Source organism: Enterobacter sp. WCHEn090032 (assembly GCF_003986875.1).
In the GTDB taxonomy this organism is placed as follows: domain Bacteria; phylum Pseudomonadota; class Gammaproteobacteria; order Enterobacterales; family Enterobacteriaceae; genus Enterobacter; species Enterobacter sichuanensis.
On the sequence record NZ_RXRN01000003.1, the window covers coordinates 254,169 to 270,351 of the forward strand.

Here is a 16,183-nt window from a genome sequence, read left to right on the forward strand (position 1 = left end):
ACGGGAAAGGAATGCGTTCCTCATTATTTATCTGGCCTTTTAGCAAAGCAGTCATTTGCAGCGACGTGCTGCATCACTGAGTGAGCTAATAATAATCAGCCCCCTGAAGGTGGACTATCGGCTTCGCTATTAACTTTAATGAAGAAAATGATTGACCGGAAAAAAGGGGAATGTTAGAGCCTGACGGCAGGTTATTTTTACTCTGGTGTTAAATTGACCAGGCCTGGTGCATCCCGTACTTTTCGCCCATTGCTATTAAAGAGATGAGACGGTTAGTCGCTATGTATCAGAGTCATTTTAAATTCAGTACCCCTCCGTTCAGAAATATCACCCGCAAATCGGGTGATTTTCTGGTGCCCTATCATCAGGATGTGTTCAATCTTCTGAAAGAAAAAAGCCAGCAGGCAGGGATCACCGGGCTCTTTTACCACGACAGCGAACTGCTGGGGCAGTTCAGCGAGGCGTTGAAGCGCAGCAACGCCGTCATCCCGGTTAATGCCTTTCCGAAGCTGAGCGCCAATACTCTTCTTTATAAGCTCAACCCGTCGGTGAAAGAGAGCAAAAATAAACTGCAGGCCGTGGATGCCGTGCTGCGCCAGTGGCGCGATGCCCGTGCCGCGCAGAAGGTGCTGGTCATCACCCATGCTGAGGCGATGAAGCACAACTGCTATGATCTGCTGGCCATGCTGCTCACGCGTGCCCAGGAGCTGGACGTGCGTTTATCGGTCATCCTGATGGGCAGTGAAGACAGGGAGACGATGCTGACAGACTCCGCGCTGCAGGCGTTTGTTCTGACCCGCCACACGCTGCGTAACCTGACCTGCCGCGAGTTCCTGCGCTATGTCGACGCCCAGTGCGAAGAGCACGGCGCAGCGATCTCCCCGCTGACGCCTGCTCGCGTGAAAAAAATCCACGCCCTGACCAAAGGTAATATCAGCAAGCTGAATGCGCTGGCGCATCTCTCAATGCTGGCCGCCTGGACCGAACGCGCGCCGAACGTCGGGCCTCGCCATCTGCGTCTGGCCATCGGCGAAGTGCTCCCGGCGCCGAAACGCGGTAAAGCGCTGGCTACCGTCGGGCTGTTCGCCTCCGTCCTGTTCGCTGCCTGCGGCTGGATGATGACCTCTTCCATTACGGCAAAACTGCCGGTGGCGCTGCCGGTGCCGGCCAGCTGGAAACAGCCAGTCAAAACGCCAGACGCGCCGGTGGTTCCGGTTATCGAAAACGAGGTGGTGAATCAGCCTGATGCCATGCACCAGCTGTACGCCATGTGGGGGTATGACGCTTCAGCAGACGACGCCCTGTGTCAGAACGCGGCCAAAGTGAACCTGATGTGTAAACAGGGAACGGCCAGCCTGGATACCCTGGCCAGCGAAGGGTACCCGTGGGTCAGTGAAGTCAAAATGGGCAACCACATTAACTACGCCGTGGTGGCGCGCGCCGGAAAAACCTCTCTGGATCTGCTGATGAACAACCGGACCTGGCAGGTGAGCCGCGCCTGGTATACCCAACACGCCACGGGAAGTTACACCCTGCTTCACCGCCTGACGCCTTCCGGCAAAGATGAAATTACCGCGGCCAGCGACAGCAACGATCTTGAGTGGCTGGATCAGCAGCTCAGCGTCGCGCTCGGTGAAAACGAAACGCACGATAAAAACTGGACGGCGGAGCTGATGAAACGCACCCGCGAATTCCAGGAGAAGATGCACCTTCGCGTCGACGGTATCCCGGGGGAAGAGACCCTGATGCAGCTGATGCGTGAAACGCATACCACACCGAGCGTTCAGATCCAGGCATCGCAGACCCCCCCGAACACGCAAGAGAAGCACGCATAATGTCTACTATCTGTCTCGCTGCCCAGCGCAGCTATACTACCGGGGAACCGGTCTGGTTTTCCTGGCGGTTACCGTCGTTCAGTAAAATGTTCAGCGTGGTCACGCTCTGGTGTCTGGGGATGTGCGCGCTGATCGTCGCCGGGCTTTATGCCCATGTGTACTGGAACTTACGCCATCCGGCGCCGGTGGTGAAAAAGGTCAGCGTCGCGAAGCCGGAAACCAGCCTCTCGGATATGCACTATATCTATGTAACGAAGCCGTTCCCGCACCCGCAGCCCAAACCGCAGCCGGTGAAAATAAAGGACGATTTACCGCCGATGGAGAATATGCCGATCAACAGCGACGAAAATGACTGGCAGCAGGCGCCTGATGGCACCTTACCGGATAGCTCCGTCACGCATGACACCTCGCGCGATACCTTACCCGGCACCGAGGCACACGAACAGGCGACGACATCTGAGGATGACGGTGCGTTAAAAGCGTTATTTATGCAGGCGTTAAAACAGCAGCAGGATGATATGGCGAAGGGAAAAATGCCGGCACCACCGGTCGATGAAACGCAAAATGCGTCTCCTTCGGTGATAAAAGGAGACGCAGGAGGAGACTAATATTTTTCCGGTAACGTGGTCAGGCTAATCAACCGCCCTTTTTCCACCACAATATATTGGCCTTTTTTCAGGTCGGAGAGAATTTTGATAATGGTACTGCGTGCCAGGTTGGTGTATTCCTGAATATAATCGTAAATATTAATATCGCGCTGCTGCTGAACAATCAGCTCGTTAATTTCAATCAGAAATTCACGCACTACGGAATACGCGCTGCGGGCAACTAAACGGTCATCACGTTTGCTGAGCATACAGATATACCATGCCAGCACTTTGGTTAACTCAGGCCACAGCCCCTGCTCGGTCATTAACCGCTGGAAATCATCTTTATGAATGGTGCGTATTACGGTGTTGGTGCGCACAACGCCGTGCATGTGTGCCGAGTTGTAAAAAATGGCGGAGAGGCCAAAAATACATTGTCCCTCCAGCGTGAATAAGCATAAATCATCAGAACTGCGGCGGAACTCAACTTCACCGCTGATGATAATATGAATATTATCCGAGTTTTGTGTGGAAATTCGTTGCCATTTTTTTAACGTTTTTTCTTCGTAACCAGACGTTGACGCAATAATGGCTGCCATTTCATGATGAGGACGCGTTTTTTTACTGAAAATGCTTAACATTGTTATACCTGATTAAGATGTTTAAAAGGGAAAGTGATCGGCAGCGATAAATGTTGCCGTAAAGTTAATTTCGTATTCTTTTAAAATTAAAAAAACCAAACAAGCGCTGTTTTTTTAATTTGATTCATGCTGTGAATCGATGAATCCATCTTAATTGAGGCCGATTTTAAATCAATTAACTTAAAATGAATTGAGAATGTACTTAAGATTAATCTTAAGCGCATTTATAGCTAATCTTTCTTTCGGGGGCTTTCCGAAGAATTACCCCTGTCCGTATTTCTCCAGAAGCGCTTCGGCGATGGCCAGCGTTTCGACATCCGCGACACCGTTCCACAACTGCGGCCTGAAGTGCATCTGGAACACCATGATGATGCGTTTCTGCTGGGCGGGAGTGCTGTTATCGGGCACTTCGTAACCATAGCGCGCGAGCAGATCCAGCAGCGCGGCGGTGTCCACCGGCTGATAAGGCGGCCGCCCATTCATATAAAACGCCACCCGGTCTGCATCAGGCCAGGCGCCAATCCCCTGCTGCGCCAGCTCACGCCAGGGGAAAAGCGGGCCGGGATCGTCCTTGCGCTGCGGCGCAATATCCGCATGAGCCACGACGTTCTCAGGCTTGATGTTGTAGCGGGCGATAATGTCTTTAGCAAGCGGGACCAGCGCCGCAATTTGCGCTGGTGCGAACGGCGTAAAATGCTTCACTCCGGCCGTTTTCTGCCAGCCACGGTTCTCCAGTTCTATGCCCACCGAGGTATCATTGATACGGTTGGTGCCGCGCCAGAAGCTGATACCCGCATGCCACGCCAGTTCGCTTTCAGGCACCAGCTGCCAGATGCGCGGCTTACCGTCGGGGGCTGGCGGTGTGGCAGGGATCAAATAGTGAGAGCTGACGTTTTTATCCGTCAGCGTGGCCAGCGAGCTGTCAAAATCATCCGCGGTGTAGTGAAAAACCAGCACCTTTATGCGCGGATACGCCGCCTGGGCCTGATGGCGCGTATCCAGCTCGTAGGCACCTTTATCGACAATCCCTTTTTCCGAAACACATCCTGCCAGCAACAGCGCCAGCAGGAGTGGGGCAAACGCACGCCTCATCGCAGGGTTTTCACCGCCGTACCGCTTACGCTCACCATCAGCATACTGCCGTCTTTGCCGACCGTTTCGTAGTCGATGTCGATCCCCACAACCGCATCCGCGCCGAGGGCTTGCGCCTGCTCGCCGAGCTCTTTAAAAGCAATTTCGCGCGCTTTGCGCAGCTCTTTTTCGTACGCGCCAGAGCGGCCACCCACGATATCGCGAATTCCGGCAAAAAAGTCACGGAAGATATTGGCACCGAGAATCGCTTCACCGGTGACCACGCCGCAATACTCGGTAATGGTCTGCCCTTCCAGGGTTGGCGTTGTTGAAAACTGCATGGTTTCTCTCCTTCTTTAGCGTTCAATGCCTTAGGGACAGCATTATCGGTTCGTTACGCTATGATTGAAAGGATAGTTAATAAATAAGGAAATCAACATGCGCTATTCAGCTTTAACACTTTTAGTGCCCTGCGCGCTGGTGCTCAGCGCCTGTACCACCACGGTCACGCCAGCCTTTAAGGATATCGGTACCCGCAGCGGCCCCTGTATCGAGGGCGGCCCGGATACCGTGGCGCAACAGTTCTATGATTATCGCATTCAGCACCGCAGCAACGATCTTACCGGTCTGCGCCCGTACCTGAGCGATGGGCTGGCAAAACTGCTCAACGACGCCACCCGCGATCCGCAGCACAACGCGCTGCTGAAGTCCGACCCATTCTCCAGCCGCACCACGCTGCCAGACAGCGCCGAGGTGGCCAGCGCGTCCACCATTCCGAACACCGATGCGCGAAATATTCCGCTGCGCGTAAAGCTGACCCAGGGCAGCCAAACCTGGCAGGATGAAGTGCTGATGATCCGTGAAGGCCAGTGCTGGGCGGTGGACGACGTGCGCTACGTTGGCGGCAGCGTTCATGCCCCGGCCGGCACGCTTCGCCAGTCGATTGAGAATCGCTAACTTCTGCGATACCGCGCGGTAACCCCCGTAAAATGTGCGGCATTTCATGCGGAATGCCGACATTTATACTCGCCGACCTTGCCGCTCGCTATTTTGTGCTATGTTTAAGGGGAAACACGGGTTATATTTAACTTTTAACGCAGAAATATTGCATAACTATTCTGTCAACGGTACTATCTGCGGCCTCAATTGCTATAGATTGCCTGGATGAGTAAAGACTGCCCCGATGAGTATTAAACTAAACGGCATTAACTGCTTCTACGGCGCACACCAGGCGCTGTTTGACATCACGCTGAACTGCCCGGAAGGCGAAACGCTGGTTTTGCTGGGTCCTAGCGGCGCAGGCAAAAGCTCCCTTCTGCGTGTCCTTAATCTGCTTGAAATGCCCCGTTCAGGTACGCTGGCTATCGCCGGTAACCATTTTGACTTCGCCAAAACGCCCTCTGATAAGGCGATTCGCGAACTGCGTCAAAACGTCGGCATGGTCTTCCAGCAATACAATCTCTGGCCGCATCTCACCGTGCTGCAAAACCTGATTGAAGCGCCATGCCGCGTGCTGGGCTTAAGCAAGGATCAGGCGATCGCGCGTGCGGAAAAGCTGCTGGAGCGTCTGCGCCTTAAGCCCTACAGCGACCGCTACCCGCTGCACCTTTCCGGTGGCCAGCAGCAGCGCGTGGCGATTGCCCGTGCGCTGATGATGGAGCCTGCGGTACTGCTGTTTGATGAACCGACGGCGGCGCTGGACCCGGAAATCACCGCTCAGATCGTCAGCATCATTCGCGAGCTGGCGGAAACCAACATTACGCAGGTTATCGTCACCCACGAAGTGGAAGTGGCGCGTAAAACCGCCAGCCGTGTGGTCTATATGGAAAACGGGTATATCGTTGAGCAAGGTGATGCGAGCTGCTTCGCGAACCCGCAAACCGATGCCTTCAAAAACTATTTATCTCATTGATTGTGTCAGGGGAAATATAATGAAAAAAGTATTACTTGCCGTGCTGCTTGCTGGCGTTACCCTTTCCGCTACCGCAGCCCAGACCATTCGTTTCGCCACGGAAGCCTCTTATCCTCCGTTTGAGTCTATGGATGCGAACAACAAAATTGTTGGCTTCGACGTAGACCTGGCGAATGCCCTGTGTAAAGAGATCGATGCGACCTGCACCTTCAGCAACCAGGCGTTCGACAGCCTGATCCCAAGCCTGAAGTTCCGCCGTATCGACGCCGTGATGGCCGGTATGGACATCACCCCAGAGCGTGAAAAGCAGGTGCTGTTCACCACCCCGTACTACGACAACTCCGCCCTGTTCATTGGTCAGAAAGGCAAATTCACCTCTGTCGATCAGCTGAAAGGCAAAAAAGTGGGCGTGCAGAACGGCACCACCCACCAGAAATTCATCATGGATAAGCATCCGGAAATCACCACCGTTCCGTATGACAGCTACCAGAACGCGAAGCTGGATCTGCAAAATGGCCGTATCGATGGCGTATTTGGTGATACCGCGGTCGTGACTGAATGGCTGAAAGCCAATGACAAGCTGGCGCCAGTGGGCGACAAAGTGACCGATAAGGACTACTTCGGTACCGGTCTGGGGATTGCCGTTCGTCAGGGCAACACTGAGCTGCAGCAGAAATTCAACGCTGCGCTGGAAAAAGTGAAGAAAGACGGCACCTACGAAACCATCTACAAAAAATGGTTCCAGAAGTAATTCCTGATGAATGAAATTTTTCCTTTAGCAAGCGCCGCCGGGATGACCGTCGGCCTTGCCGTTTGCGCACTGATTATCGGCCTTGTGCTGGCGATGTTCTTTGCGGTGTGGGAATCCGCGAAATGGTTCCCCGTCGCCTGGACAGGCTCCGCGCTGGTCACCGTGCTGCGTGGACTACCGGAAATTCTGGTGGTCCTGTTTATCTATTTCGGCTCCTCACAGCTGCTGCTTACGCTGTCGGACGGCTTTACCCTCAATCTCGGTTTTGCGCAGATTCCGGTGCAGATGCAGATTGAAAACTTCGACGTCAGCCCGTTCCTGTGCGGCGTGATTGCCCTCTCCCTGCTCTACTCCGCGTACGCGTCGCAAACCCTGCGCGGTGCGCTGAAGGCCGTGCCGCAGGGGCAATGGGAGTCGGGTCAGGCGTTAGGGTTGTCGAAATCCGCGATCTTCTTCCGTCTGGTGATGCCGCAGATGTGGCGTCATGCCCTGCCGGGCCTCGGCAACCAGTGGCTGGTGCTGCTGAAAGATACCGCACTGGTAAGCCTGATAAGCGTTAACGATTTGATGCTGCAAACCAAAAGCATCGCCACCCGTACCCAGGAACCCTTTACCTGGTACATTGTGGCGGCGGCGATCTACCTGGTGATCACGTTGCTCAGTCAGTACATCCTCAAGCGTATTGACCTGCGTGCCACGCGCTTTGAACGGAGACCAGGCTGATGCTTGAATACTTTCCCGAGCTGATGAAAGGGCTGCACACCAGCCTGACGCTGACCGTGGCGTCCATCATCGTGGCGCTGATCCTGGCGCTCATTTTCACCATCATCCTGACGCTGAAAACGCCGGTGCTGGTGTGGATTGTGCGCGCTTATATCACCCTGTTTACCGGTACGCCGCTGCTGGTGCAGATATTCCTGATTTATTACGGCCCGGGCCAGTTCCCGTCGCTGCAGGAGTATCCGGTTATCTGGCACCTGCTTTCTGAGCCGTGGCTGTGTGCCCTGATAGCCCTTTCGCTGAACAGTGCGGCCTATACCACCCAACTGTTCTATGGGGCGATCCGTGCCATTCCGGAAGGACAGTGGCAGTCCTGCGGGGCGCTGGGCATGAGCAAGAAAGACACGCTGGCGATCCTGCTGCCGTACGCCTTTAAGCGCGCCCTCTCCTCTTACTCCAACGAAGTGGTGCTGGTGTTCAAGAGTACCTCTCTGGCCTACACCATCACCCTGATGGAAGTGATGGGGCACGGACAGCTGCTGTACGGACGCACCTATGATGTGATGGTGTTCGGTGCGGCGGGCGTGGTGTATCTGGTGGTGAACGGTCTACTGACGCTGATGATGCGCCTGATCGAGCGTAAAGCGCTGGCGTTTGAGCGCCGGAATTAGTCGGGTGGCGGCTTCGCCTTACCCGACCTACAGAATGCATAAAATATAAACATCAATGCGGGTAACCTTCTGGTTATCCGCTTTTTTTTATATCATAAATAATATTTAATCATTTTTATTGAATATAAATTCATTTACTGGCATTGTTTATTCATAGGACCTACAGACGGGAGTATGATAATGAAAAAGTTAGTTCTGGCCGCCTTACTGGCAACGTTCGCCGCTGGCGCATCCGCTGCGGATAAAATCAATTTTGGCGTTTCCGCCACCTATCCGCCGTTTGAATCGCTGGATGCCAGCAACCAGATCGTCGGTTTCGATATCGACCTGGCGAAAGCGCTGTGCAAACAGATGCAGGCCGACTGCACCTTTACCAACCATGCCTTCGACAGCCTGATCCCGTCGCTGAAATTTAAAAAATACGATGCGGTGATCTCCGGTATGGACATCACGCCTGAGCGCAGCAAGCAGGTGGCCTTCACCGACCCGTACTACGCCAACTCGGCGGTGGTGATTGCGAAGAAAGGGGCGTACAAGACCTTCGACGAGCTGAAAGGCAAACGCATCGGGATGGAAAACGGCACCACCCACCAGAAGTACCTGCAGGACAAGCATCCTGAAGTGAAAACCGTGGCCTATGACAGCTACCAGAATGCGATTATCGACCTGAAAAACGGCCGTATCGATGGCGTATTCGGTGATACCGCCGTGGTGAACGAATGGCTGAAAACCAACCCGCAGCTGGGCACCGCAACGGAAAAAGTGACCGATCCGCAGTACTTCGGCACGGGCCTCGGCATCGCGGTACGTCCGGATAACAAAACCCTGCTGGAAAAACTGAACGGCGCGCTGAAAGCGATTAAAGCCGACGGTACGTATCAGAAAATCAGCGAGCAGTGGTTCCCGCAGTAAGATTTTTTTGCCGGGTGGCGGCTACGCCTTACCCGGCCTACGGGGGGAATTCCTGGCCGGATAAGCGTAGCGTCATCCGGCAATTCTACAGCGGAACAAAGAAGCGAAAACGCGCCCCACTCACCGACTCCATCAGCCTGATCCCGCCTCCGTGCAGCTCCAGCATCCTTTTCACAATCAGCAGCCCTAACCCGCCGCGATCCTCGCGTGATGCCTGGGTCGTCAACGCCGACGGCCGCTGGAACAGATCGTCGCGCAGCGCGGCATCGACACCCGTGCCATTGTCGGCCACTTCGACCTGAAGCTGTTGATTCTCCTGCCAGACCGCCAGACGGATCTCCCCGCCCGCTGGCGTATGCCGCATCGCGTTATCGAGCAGGTTGGTCACCACCCTCTCAATCATCGACACATCGGCGTTAATCAGCGGCAGCGGTCCCGGCACATCAATATGCAGGTTCACCTGCCGCGTGCGGGCGGTTAATTCAAACTTCTGCGCCACGTCGGAAATCAGCTCCGCCATCGCGAAACGCTCACGCTGCGGTTTAATGCCGCCGTGTTCAAGGCGCGCCAGCTCAAACAGCTGCTGGGAAAGATGACGCACCTTTTGCCCCTGACGCAGGGCGGTGGCGAGATACTGCTGGTGCTCCTGCGGCGTCAGGGTCGCAGATTTGAGCGACAGGGTTTCGAGATAGCCCAGCAGCGACGTCAGCGGTGTGCGGAGATCGTGCGAGATATTGGCGATAAACTCCCGGCGCTGGCGATCGCTGTCCGCCAGCTGATCCCACTGACGGGTGATTTTACGCGCCAGCTCGATAAAACTGCTGCGCAGGAGCGCCACTTCATCTTTCGCCGCCGCGTCCGGCTGCTGCGCCGCCAGCTGCCTGATGGCGCTGATGCTGTCCTGCTCCAGCCCCGCCACTTCGCGGGTCAGGCGTTTGACCGGACGCGTGACCCAGTACCAGATCAGTAAGCCTGCCAGCAGTCCAAACAGCGCCACCCACAGCAGGGACCAGAGGACGGTACTCCAGAGCGCCTTATGCCAGGCCATTTCCGCCAGCGCGTTCGACTCCTCGCCCTGCAAAATAATGTACAGATAGCCTTTAAGCTCGCCGTCCTGACGTAACGGCGTCGCGCTGAAGACTTTTTTACTCTGGCTGCGCGGATCGTCGCCATAGATTGGCATGACCTCGCCGCTGAGGAAGCTCTGCACCGGCGCAAGGTCAATGGTTTGTCGCTGAATATGGCCCGGCGGCGCGGCATCGGCCAGCAGCGTGCCGTCCGGGGAGACGACGTACAGCTCAACGCTGGGGTTAAAGGTCATCAGCCGGTCAAACAGCGGTTTCAGCGCGCTGCGGTCAACCCTGCCCTGCGCGTCCAGAATCGGTTCACGCTGGACAATCTGCTGCGCCAGCCCGCCCGACAACCGCTGCACCATAGCATTACCGTACTGCATACTGCTGTAGAGCTGTACTGCGCAGGCAACGGCGGCGCAGAGCATCATCAGCAGGATAAACAGCAGCGTCAGGCGCTGGCTGAGGCTAAAGCGGCGCATCATGGTGCGCCTCCGCAAATTTGTAGCCCTTGCCCCAGACGGTGCGAATGATCTCCGGCTCGGCGGCATCCTTCTCAATCTTGATGCGCAGGCGGTTGATGTGGGTGTTCACAGTGTGCTCGTAGCCTTCGTGCTGGTAGCCCCAGACCTGCTCCAGCAGGGCCAGACGCGAAAACACCTCGCCAGGATGACGGGCAAAGAAGTAGAGCAGCTCGAATTCACGCGGGGTGAGATCCACCACCTGGCCATGAAGCAGCACGCTGCGCGCCAGCGGATCGATGGTCAGACCGTGAGCCTGAATGTGACCGTCGGTTTGCGCCTGCCCCATCGCCTGCTGGCGGCGAAACAGGGCTTTGATGCGCGCAATCAACTCCTGCACCGAAAACGGTTTTGCCAGATAGTCATCGGCACCGGTTTCCAGCCCGGTAATGCGGTCAGTTTCGCTACTGCGGGCGCTGATGATGATGACCGGCAGGTAACGCGTCATCTGACGAATACGGCGGCAAATCTCCAGCCCGTCAACGTTGGGCAGCATCAGGTCGAGGATCACCGCATCCCACGGCTGTTTTTCAAGACGCTGCAGGGCGTTGCCCCCGTCGGGCTCGTGGGTGATGGCGTAGCCTTCGTCTTCTAAATTGAGTCGCAGAAGCGCCGCGATATCGTGGTCATCTTCCACCAGCAGGATCTGCTTCATGGGTAAGCCTTCATTCATGTCTTATGACGTAAGCTTACCTGATTTCGCAGGAATGAAGAGTTCACATTTTGTTTAAGATTTTACGAGCAACGTCAACACTTCATAATGGGCGGTATGCGGGAACATATCGAAAAGCTGAACGCGTTCAACGCGATAGCCCGGCAGTTGAGCGATGTCTTTCGCCATGGTCTGCGCATTGCAGCTGGAGTAGATGATGTACTCCGGCGCCATCTGGCTCAGGTAGTCGCACAGCGCCTTGCCGATGCCACGGCGCGGCGGGTTGACCAGCACCAGCGCCGGCACGTTGCCCTGGCCGGTCGCGAACTGCGTGGAGTCCAGCGCCTGGAAGTGGATATTCGTCAAACCCAGCCCGGCGGCGGACTGTTTCGCACAGGCAATGGCTTCGGCAGAGATCTCAATCCCGGTGAGCTGCATCTGGGGCGTGGCGCAGTGCAGGCCAAAACCCCCGACGCCGCAGAACAGATCCCACATATGATGGATATTCAGCGACCGTACCCAGTCGCGGGCGGTGGCGTATAACGCACTCGCCACCGTCGGGTTCGTCTGGAAGAAGCTTTGCGGGCGGATCCACAGCGGCACGCCGTTGAAGTTCTCGGCCAGCGCGTGTCGCTCGGTCAAGTAGATCTCTTTCTCCCCTTCCATGATCGCCATATGCACCGGCTGAATGTTTGCGGTTATGACCTTTAACTGCGGAAGCTGTTCCTGCAGCCACGGCAGCGCCTCGCGCAGCTGCTCCAGTTTGGTTTCCGAGCGCAGCACAAAACGCAGCATCATGCCGCCATCTGCCTGACTCTCCGTCAGCAGCAGGTATTTCAGCTCACCGCGCTTGCGGGCGACGTTATAAGGCGTTAACCCGGCCCGCGCGATAAACGGTTTCAGCGCGGCAAAAACAGGCGCAAAGGAGGCAGGATAGAGCGGGCAGTCGGTTAAATCTTCCGGCGTGCCGTCGCGATGCAGCATCCCGAGCAGCGGTTTTTCAACGCTGCCGCTGACCACCATTTTGGCTTTATTACGAAAGCCCTGCTCCGGGCCGCTGACGGGTGCGCACCACTCCGCCACCGCGTGTGCTGCCAGCAGCTGTTGCAGGTCGGTCATTTTGGCGGTGAGTTGTTGAGAGACCGGCTGTTCTATCCACTGACAGGAGCGGCAGCGTCCGGCGTCATAGAGTGCGCACTGCATATGAAAACCTTAAGGAAAGCGAGGGCAGCGATTATACACATTATTGCAGGCGGAAGAACCGTCGGCTTGAAGCTGGCGCAAAGAGCAACAGGAGCACCAGCATATCCGGCAATTTCTGCATGACCAGCGCGTGGAAGATTTCGCGTTTGGATCCGCCGGCAATGCTGAACAGTTCCGGGTAGCCGTATCCCAGCGAAGCCGCCCACAGATAGCTCGCCGCGGTCACCTGCGTCAGCAGATAGACCCAGCGCGCCCAGTTGCGCCCTTTGACCAGCGAGAATGCGCAGTAGATCTCGATAAAGACCAGCATCAGGCTGCTCAAAAAGACCAGCGTCAGGTTCCACGTCTGCACGCTGCGGTGAATAAACTCACCGATGCCGCGCACGCCCAGGGTGTTGAGAATCATCAGCACATCCAGGCAGCGGATCATAATAATGGCGAGCGCCGCCACCTGAACCAGAGCAGGAACGTTAGGACGCGCGTGCGTAATACGTGATTTCTTTAATAATCCCAATGTTTTACTTCCCTGAAAAACAGTGCCGCGTCATGCGCGGCACATCACTGGAAATTTTAAATCCTTCAGCCGCGTCTTGCACGCTGGATATCACGCACGCGCTGCTTTTCCGCGCGCGCCATCAAATACCAGGCGATAAATCCGACAATTCCGACCACGCCGAGGATGATCGAGGCCAGGGCGTTGATCTCCGGGTTGACCCCCATGCGTACGCTGGAGAAGACCAGCATCGGCAGCGTCGTCGCGCCAGGGCCGGAGACAAAGCTGGCGATCACCAGATCGTCGAGCGACAGGGTAAACGCCAGCAGCCAGCCGGAGATCACCGCCGGCATAATCATCGGCAGGGTGATGATGAAAAAGACCTTCAGCGGCGTCGCGCCGAGATCCATCGCCGCCTCTTCAATGGAGCGATCCAGCTCGCGCAGGCGCGAGGAGATCACCACCGCGACATACGCGGTACAGAAGGTGACGTGCGCCAGCCAGATGGTGAGCATGCCGCGATCCGCCGGCCAGCCGATGGCATGCGCCAGCGCCACGAACAGCAGCAGCAGCGCAAGGCCGGTGATGACGTCGGGCATGACCAGCGGCGCGGTGATCATAAAGGCAAACCCGTTCGAACCGCGAAAACGGCCGAAGCGCACCATCACCAGCGCGGCGATCGTGCCCAGAACGGACGCCATTGTCGCCGCCAGCGCCGCAATGGTCAGGCTCAGCCCCACCGCGCTCATCATCGCATCATCGTGGAACAGCTCGCTGTACCAGCGCGTCGACCAGCCGGCCCACACCGTCACCAGTTTGGAGCTGTTGAACGAGTAGATCACCAGCATCAGCATCGGCGCATACAGGAAGGTGAAGCCGATAACCAGGATCGCTATTCGCCACGGGGAGCGCACTACCGGTAAGTTGTTCATCCGTGGTCTCCCATCTGTTTCTGCTGATGCTTGTGGAACCACATGATCGGCACGATCAGCAGCAGTAACATCACGATCGCCACCGCCGACGCCACCGGCCAGTCGCGGTTATTGAAGAACTCCTGCCACAGCACGCGACCAATCATGATGCTGTCTGGCCCGCCGAGCAGTTCCGGGATCACAAACTCCCCTACCGCCGGGATAAAGACCAGCATCGACCCGGCGATAATGCCGCCTTTGGTCAGCGGGACAATGACGCTGAAGAAGGTTTTTAACGGACGGGCACCAAGATCCAGCGAGGCTTCCACCAGCGAGTAATCAATACGCGTCAGCGCCGTATAGATCGGCAGCACCATAAACGGCAGATAGGCGTACACAATGCCAATATAAACCGCGAGGTTGGTGTGCAGGATCGTCAGCGGCTGATCGATAACGCCTAACCACATCAGGAAGTTGTTCAGCACGCCGTTGTTTTTCAGGATCCCCATCCACGCGTAAACGCGGATCAGGAACGAGGTCCACGACGGCAGGATCACCAGCAGCAGCAAAATATTCCGCGTCGACGGTTTACTGTGCGCCACGGCCCACGCCAGCGGATAGCCCATGACCAGGCAGCAGAGCGTCGAGATCGCCGCCACCTGCAGCGACTGCAGGTACGCCTCGAAATAGAGCGGGTCATCCGTCAGCTGCAGGAAATTGCCGAGATTCAGCGTCAGCGTCAGTTGCCCGTCGGCCCAGTCCAGCAGGTTGGTATAGGGCGGGATCGCCCGCGCCATTTCCGCCAGGCTTATCTTGAAAACAATCAGGAACGGCAGCAGAAACAGCAGGATCAGCCACACGTAAGGCATGGCGATCACCAGCTTGCGGCCGTGGTTCATCTGCATGCGCGTCAGCCAGCTGGCAACGCCGCCCGGTTTACCTGCGCGGGCTGGAGGTTCAAGTGTACTCATTGGCCGCTCCTTATACCGTCAGCACAACACAGCTGTCCGCATCCCAGCACAGGCGCACCTCGTCACCCCAGGTTGGCTGGCCTTTGCGATAGCGGTGTTCGTTCTGCAACTGGGCACTCAGCATCTGCCCGCTTTTCAGGCGTACGTGGTAGATGGAGAGGTCACCCAGATAGGCAATGTGCACCACTTCACCCACGGCAAAGTTATAGCCATCGGCAGGCGGATCGTCGCACAGCATGATCTTCTCCGGGCGCAGCGCGACGTAGACCGGCACGTTATCTACCACGGAGTTATCCGGATCGACCTTAAGCGGATGCTGCAGCCCCGGCGATTCGATGATCAGGCCATCTTCCTGACGCGCTTTCAGCAGCCCTTCAAAGACGTTAACCGAACCGATGAACTCTGCGCTGTAGCGGGTGGTCGGATGCTCATAAATCTCTTCCGGCTCGCCAATCTGCACGAACTTGCCGCGGTTCATGATCGCGATCCGTCCGGCCATGGTCATGGCTTCTTCCTGGTCGTGGGTGACCATCACGCAGGTCACGCCCACGCGTTCGAGAATATCCACCACTTCGAGCTGCATACGGTCGCGCAGTTTTTTATCCAGCGCCCCCATCGGCTCATCAAGCAGCAGCAGTTTCGGGCGTTTTGCCAGGCTTCTGGCCAGCGCCACACGCTGACGCTGGCCGCCAGAGAGCTGGTGCGGTTTACGTTTCGCGAACTCCTGCATATGCACCAGGCTCAGCATCTCGGCCACGCGCGCGGTTATTTCAGCCTTCGGCAGCTTATCCTGCTTCAGGCCAAAGGCGATGTTCTGCTCCACCGTCATGTGCGGAAACAGGGCGTAGGACTGGAACATCATGTTAATGGGGCGCTGATACGGCGGCACGCTGGAGAGATCCACGCCATCAAGCATGATCTGCCCGGCCGTGGGCTGTTCAAAACCGGCCAGCATACGCAGCAGGGTCGATTTGCCGCAGCCGGACGCCCCCAGAAGGGCAAAAATTTCGCCTTTATAGATAGTCAGGCTGACGTCGTCCACGGCATGCTGGCCATCGAAAGATTTGGTGAGGTTACGAATTTCAAGAAGCGGGGTCAGCGCTTTACGGACTTTCGCCTGCGGGCGGGGGATCGCGTCATTCACGGGGTGCTCTCCGGCATAGATCAAAACTGGTGCAAACGCACCGTCAGGGTGCGCATCGCCGGGCGGCGCTAACGCTTGCCCGGCCTACGGCTTGTATAGGCCCGGTAAGCGATAGCGC

The 16,183-nt window shown here is 56.6% G+C and carries 18 protein-coding genes; 8 read left to right on the forward strand and 10 right to left on the reverse strand.

Annotated features, from left to right (window positions below; translation table 11 throughout):
• Positions 1 to 281: 281 nt before the first annotated feature.
• Together EKN83_RS04175 and EKN83_RS04180 are read left to right on the forward strand one after the other, a co-directional pair.
• Positions 282 to 1,835 (forward strand): ExeA family protein, encoded by a 1,554-nt coding sequence (locus EKN83_RS04175; protein ID WP_126800391.1) that lies wholly within the window; start codon positions 282 to 284, stop codon positions 1,833 to 1,835.
• Entirely contained in the window at positions 1,835 to 2,443 is a 609-nt protein-coding gene (locus EKN83_RS04180; protein ID WP_126800392.1) for a hypothetical protein, read from the forward strand. The genes EKN83_RS04175 and EKN83_RS04180 overlap by 1 nt, the downstream gene beginning before the upstream one ends.
• Here the strand turns inward: EKN83_RS04180 and EKN83_RS04185 are convergent.
• From EKN83_RS04185 to EKN83_RS04195, 3 genes are all read right to left on the reverse strand, one after another.
• Positions 2,440 to 3,063: a helix-turn-helix domain-containing protein gene (locus tag EKN83_RS04185; protein ID WP_025756064.1), complete on the reverse strand. Its 624-nt coding sequence runs from the start codon at positions 3,061 to 3,063 to the stop codon at positions 2,440 to 2,442. The genes EKN83_RS04180 and EKN83_RS04185 overlap by 4 nt on opposite strands.
• Before the next feature lie 261 nt (positions 3,064 to 3,324).
• Positions 3,325 to 4,155, reverse strand: coding sequence for an N-acetylmuramoyl-L-alanine amidase (locus EKN83_RS04190; protein ID WP_126800393.1), 831 nt, complete (start codon positions 4,153 to 4,155; stop codon positions 3,325 to 3,327).
• Complete coding sequence (locus EKN83_RS04195) at positions 4,152 to 4,475, reverse strand: heavy metal-binding domain-containing protein (RefSeq protein ID WP_025756066.1); 324 nt, start codon at positions 4,473 to 4,475, stop codon at positions 4,152 to 4,154. Before EKN83_RS04195 ends, EKN83_RS04190 begins: the two co-directional genes overlap by 4 nt.
• Positions 4,476 to 4,572: 97 nt before the next feature.
• Here EKN83_RS04195 and EKN83_RS04200 point away from each other — a divergent pair, with 97 nt between their 5' ends.
• The 6 genes from EKN83_RS04200 (at position 4,573) to artJ (ending at position 9,100) form a co-directional block, all read left to right on the forward strand.
• Positions 4,573 to 5,091, forward strand: coding sequence for a lipoprotein (locus EKN83_RS04200; protein ID WP_023326990.1), 519 nt, complete (start codon positions 4,573 to 4,575; stop codon positions 5,089 to 5,091).
• Between the two features lie 226 nt (positions 5,092 to 5,317).
• Positions 5,318 to 6,046: an arginine ABC transporter ATP-binding protein ArtP gene (gene artP / locus EKN83_RS04205; RefSeq protein ID WP_008500030.1), complete on the forward strand. Its 729-nt coding sequence runs from the start codon at positions 5,318 to 5,320 to the stop codon at positions 6,044 to 6,046.
• A gap of 19 nt (positions 6,047 to 6,065) precedes the next feature.
• Positions 6,066 to 6,797 carry an arginine ABC transporter substrate-binding protein ArtI gene (gene artI, locus EKN83_RS04210; RefSeq protein WP_025756068.1) on the forward strand — a complete coding sequence of 244 codons (732 nt, stop codon included), beginning with the start codon at positions 6,066 to 6,068 and terminating at the stop codon, positions 6,795 to 6,797.
• 6 nt (positions 6,798 to 6,803) lie between these two features.
• On the forward strand, positions 6,804 to 7,520 hold the full coding sequence (artQ, locus tag EKN83_RS04215; protein ID WP_025756069.1) for an arginine ABC transporter permease ArtQ: 717 nt from the start codon (positions 6,804 to 6,806) through the stop codon (positions 7,518 to 7,520).
• Positions 7,520 to 8,188: an arginine ABC transporter permease ArtM gene (gene artM, locus EKN83_RS04220; RefSeq protein ID WP_025756070.1), complete on the forward strand. Its 669-nt coding sequence runs from the start codon at positions 7,520 to 7,522 to the stop codon at positions 8,186 to 8,188. The genes artQ and artM overlap by 1 nt, the downstream gene beginning before the upstream one ends.
• 180 nt (positions 8,189 to 8,368) lie before the next feature.
• Positions 8,369 to 9,100 (forward strand): arginine ABC transporter substrate-binding protein ArtJ, encoded by a 732-nt coding sequence (gene artJ, locus EKN83_RS04225; protein WP_126800394.1) that lies wholly within the window; start codon positions 8,369 to 8,371, stop codon positions 9,098 to 9,100.
• Positions 9,101 to 9,185: 85 nt separating this feature from the next.
• On the opposite strand, the gene EKN83_RS04230 is transcribed toward artJ, so the two are convergent.
• From EKN83_RS04230 to potG, 7 genes are all read right to left on the reverse strand, one after another.
• Positions 9,186 to 10,655: an ATP-binding protein gene (locus tag EKN83_RS04230; RefSeq protein ID WP_126800395.1), complete on the reverse strand. Its 1,470-nt coding sequence runs from the start codon at positions 10,653 to 10,655 to the stop codon at positions 9,186 to 9,188.
• Positions 10,639 to 11,346 (reverse strand): response regulator transcription factor, encoded by a 708-nt coding sequence (locus EKN83_RS04235; protein ID WP_025756073.1) that lies wholly within the window; start codon positions 11,344 to 11,346, stop codon positions 10,639 to 10,641. The genes EKN83_RS04230 and EKN83_RS04235 overlap by 17 nt, the downstream gene beginning before the upstream one ends.
• Positions 11,347 to 11,418: 72 nt before the next feature.
• Positions 11,419 to 12,546: a 23S rRNA (uracil(747)-C(5))-methyltransferase RlmC gene (gene rlmC, locus EKN83_RS04240; RefSeq protein ID WP_126800396.1), complete on the reverse strand. Its 1,128-nt coding sequence runs from the start codon at positions 12,544 to 12,546 to the stop codon at positions 11,419 to 11,421.
• A 40-nt stretch (positions 12,547 to 12,586) separates the two neighbouring features.
• Positions 12,587 to 13,060, reverse strand: coding sequence for a YbjO family protein (locus EKN83_RS04245; protein WP_025756075.1), 474 nt, complete (start codon positions 13,058 to 13,060; stop codon positions 12,587 to 12,589).
• Positions 13,061 to 13,125: 65 nt separating this feature from the next.
• Positions 13,126 to 13,971, reverse strand: coding sequence for a putrescine ABC transporter permease PotI (potI, locus tag EKN83_RS04250; protein ID WP_023310934.1), 846 nt, complete (start codon positions 13,969 to 13,971; stop codon positions 13,126 to 13,128).
• A complete protein-coding gene (gene potH, locus EKN83_RS04255) occupies positions 13,968 to 14,921 on the reverse strand; it encodes a putrescine ABC transporter permease PotH (protein ID WP_047958117.1) in 954 nt (317 codons plus the stop codon). The genes potI and potH overlap by 4 nt, the downstream gene beginning before the upstream one ends.
• A gap of 10 nt (positions 14,922 to 14,931) precedes the next feature.
• Positions 14,932 to 16,065 carry a putrescine ABC transporter ATP-binding subunit PotG gene (potG, locus tag EKN83_RS04260; protein ID WP_025756077.1) on the reverse strand — a complete coding sequence of 378 codons (1,134 nt, stop codon included), beginning with the start codon at positions 16,063 to 16,065 and terminating at the stop codon, positions 14,932 to 14,934.
• Between the last annotated feature and the right edge of the window lie 118 nt (positions 16,066 to 16,183).

What these genes read in the sequence shown, in the direction of transcription:
- artJ (WP_126800394.1), top strand. Translation starts at nt 8,369, where the DNA reads ATGAAAAAGTTAGTTCTGGCCGCCTTACTGGCAACGTTCGCCGCTGGC.
- EKN83_RS04190 (WP_126800393.1), bottom strand. Translation starts at nt 4,155, where the DNA reads ATGAGGCGTGCGTTTGCCCCACTCCTGCTGGCGCTGTTGCTGGCAGGA.
- EKN83_RS04175 (WP_126800391.1), top strand. Translation starts at nt 282, where the DNA reads ATGTATCAGAGTCATTTTAAATTCAGTACCCCTCCGTTCAGAAATATC.
- EKN83_RS04185 (WP_025756064.1), bottom strand. Translation starts at nt 3,063, where the DNA reads ATGTTAAGCATTTTCAGTAAAAAAACGCGTCCTCATCATGAAATGGCA.
- EKN83_RS04180 (WP_126800392.1), top strand. Translation starts at nt 1,835, where the DNA reads ATGTCTACTATCTGTCTCGCTGCCCAGCGCAGCTATACTACCGGGGAA.
- EKN83_RS04195 (WP_025756066.1), bottom strand. Translation starts at nt 4,475, where the DNA reads ATGCAGTTTTCAACAACGCCAACCCTGGAAGGGCAGACCATTACCGAG.
- potI (WP_023310934.1), bottom strand. Translation starts at nt 13,971, where the DNA reads ATGAACAACTTACCGGTAGTGCGCTCCCCGTGGCGAATAGCGATCCTG.
- artQ (WP_025756069.1), top strand. Translation starts at nt 6,804, where the DNA reads ATGAATGAAATTTTTCCTTTAGCAAGCGCCGCCGGGATGACCGTCGGC.
- artI (WP_025756068.1), top strand. Translation starts at nt 6,066, where the DNA reads ATGAAAAAAGTATTACTTGCCGTGCTGCTTGCTGGCGTTACCCTTTCC.
- rlmC (WP_126800396.1), bottom strand. Translation starts at nt 12,546, where the DNA reads ATGCAGTGCGCACTCTATGACGCCGGACGCTGCCGCTCCTGTCAGTGG.
- potH (WP_047958117.1), bottom strand. Translation starts at nt 14,921, where the DNA reads ATGAGTACACTTGAACCTCCAGCCCGCGCAGGTAAACCGGGCGGCGTT.
- artP (WP_008500030.1), top strand. Translation starts at nt 5,318, where the DNA reads ATGAGTATTAAACTAAACGGCATTAACTGCTTCTACGGCGCACACCAG.
- EKN83_RS04230 (WP_126800395.1), bottom strand. Translation starts at nt 10,655, where the DNA reads ATGATGCGCCGCTTTAGCCTCAGCCAGCGCCTGACGCTGCTGTTTATC.
- EKN83_RS04200 (WP_023326990.1), top strand. Translation starts at nt 4,573, where the DNA reads ATGCGCTATTCAGCTTTAACACTTTTAGTGCCCTGCGCGCTGGTGCTC.
- artM (WP_025756070.1), top strand. Translation starts at nt 7,520, where the DNA reads ATGCTTGAATACTTTCCCGAGCTGATGAAAGGGCTGCACACCAGCCTG.
- EKN83_RS04235 (WP_025756073.1), bottom strand. Translation starts at nt 11,346, where the DNA reads ATGAAGCAGATCCTGCTGGTGGAAGATGACCACGATATCGCGGCGCTT.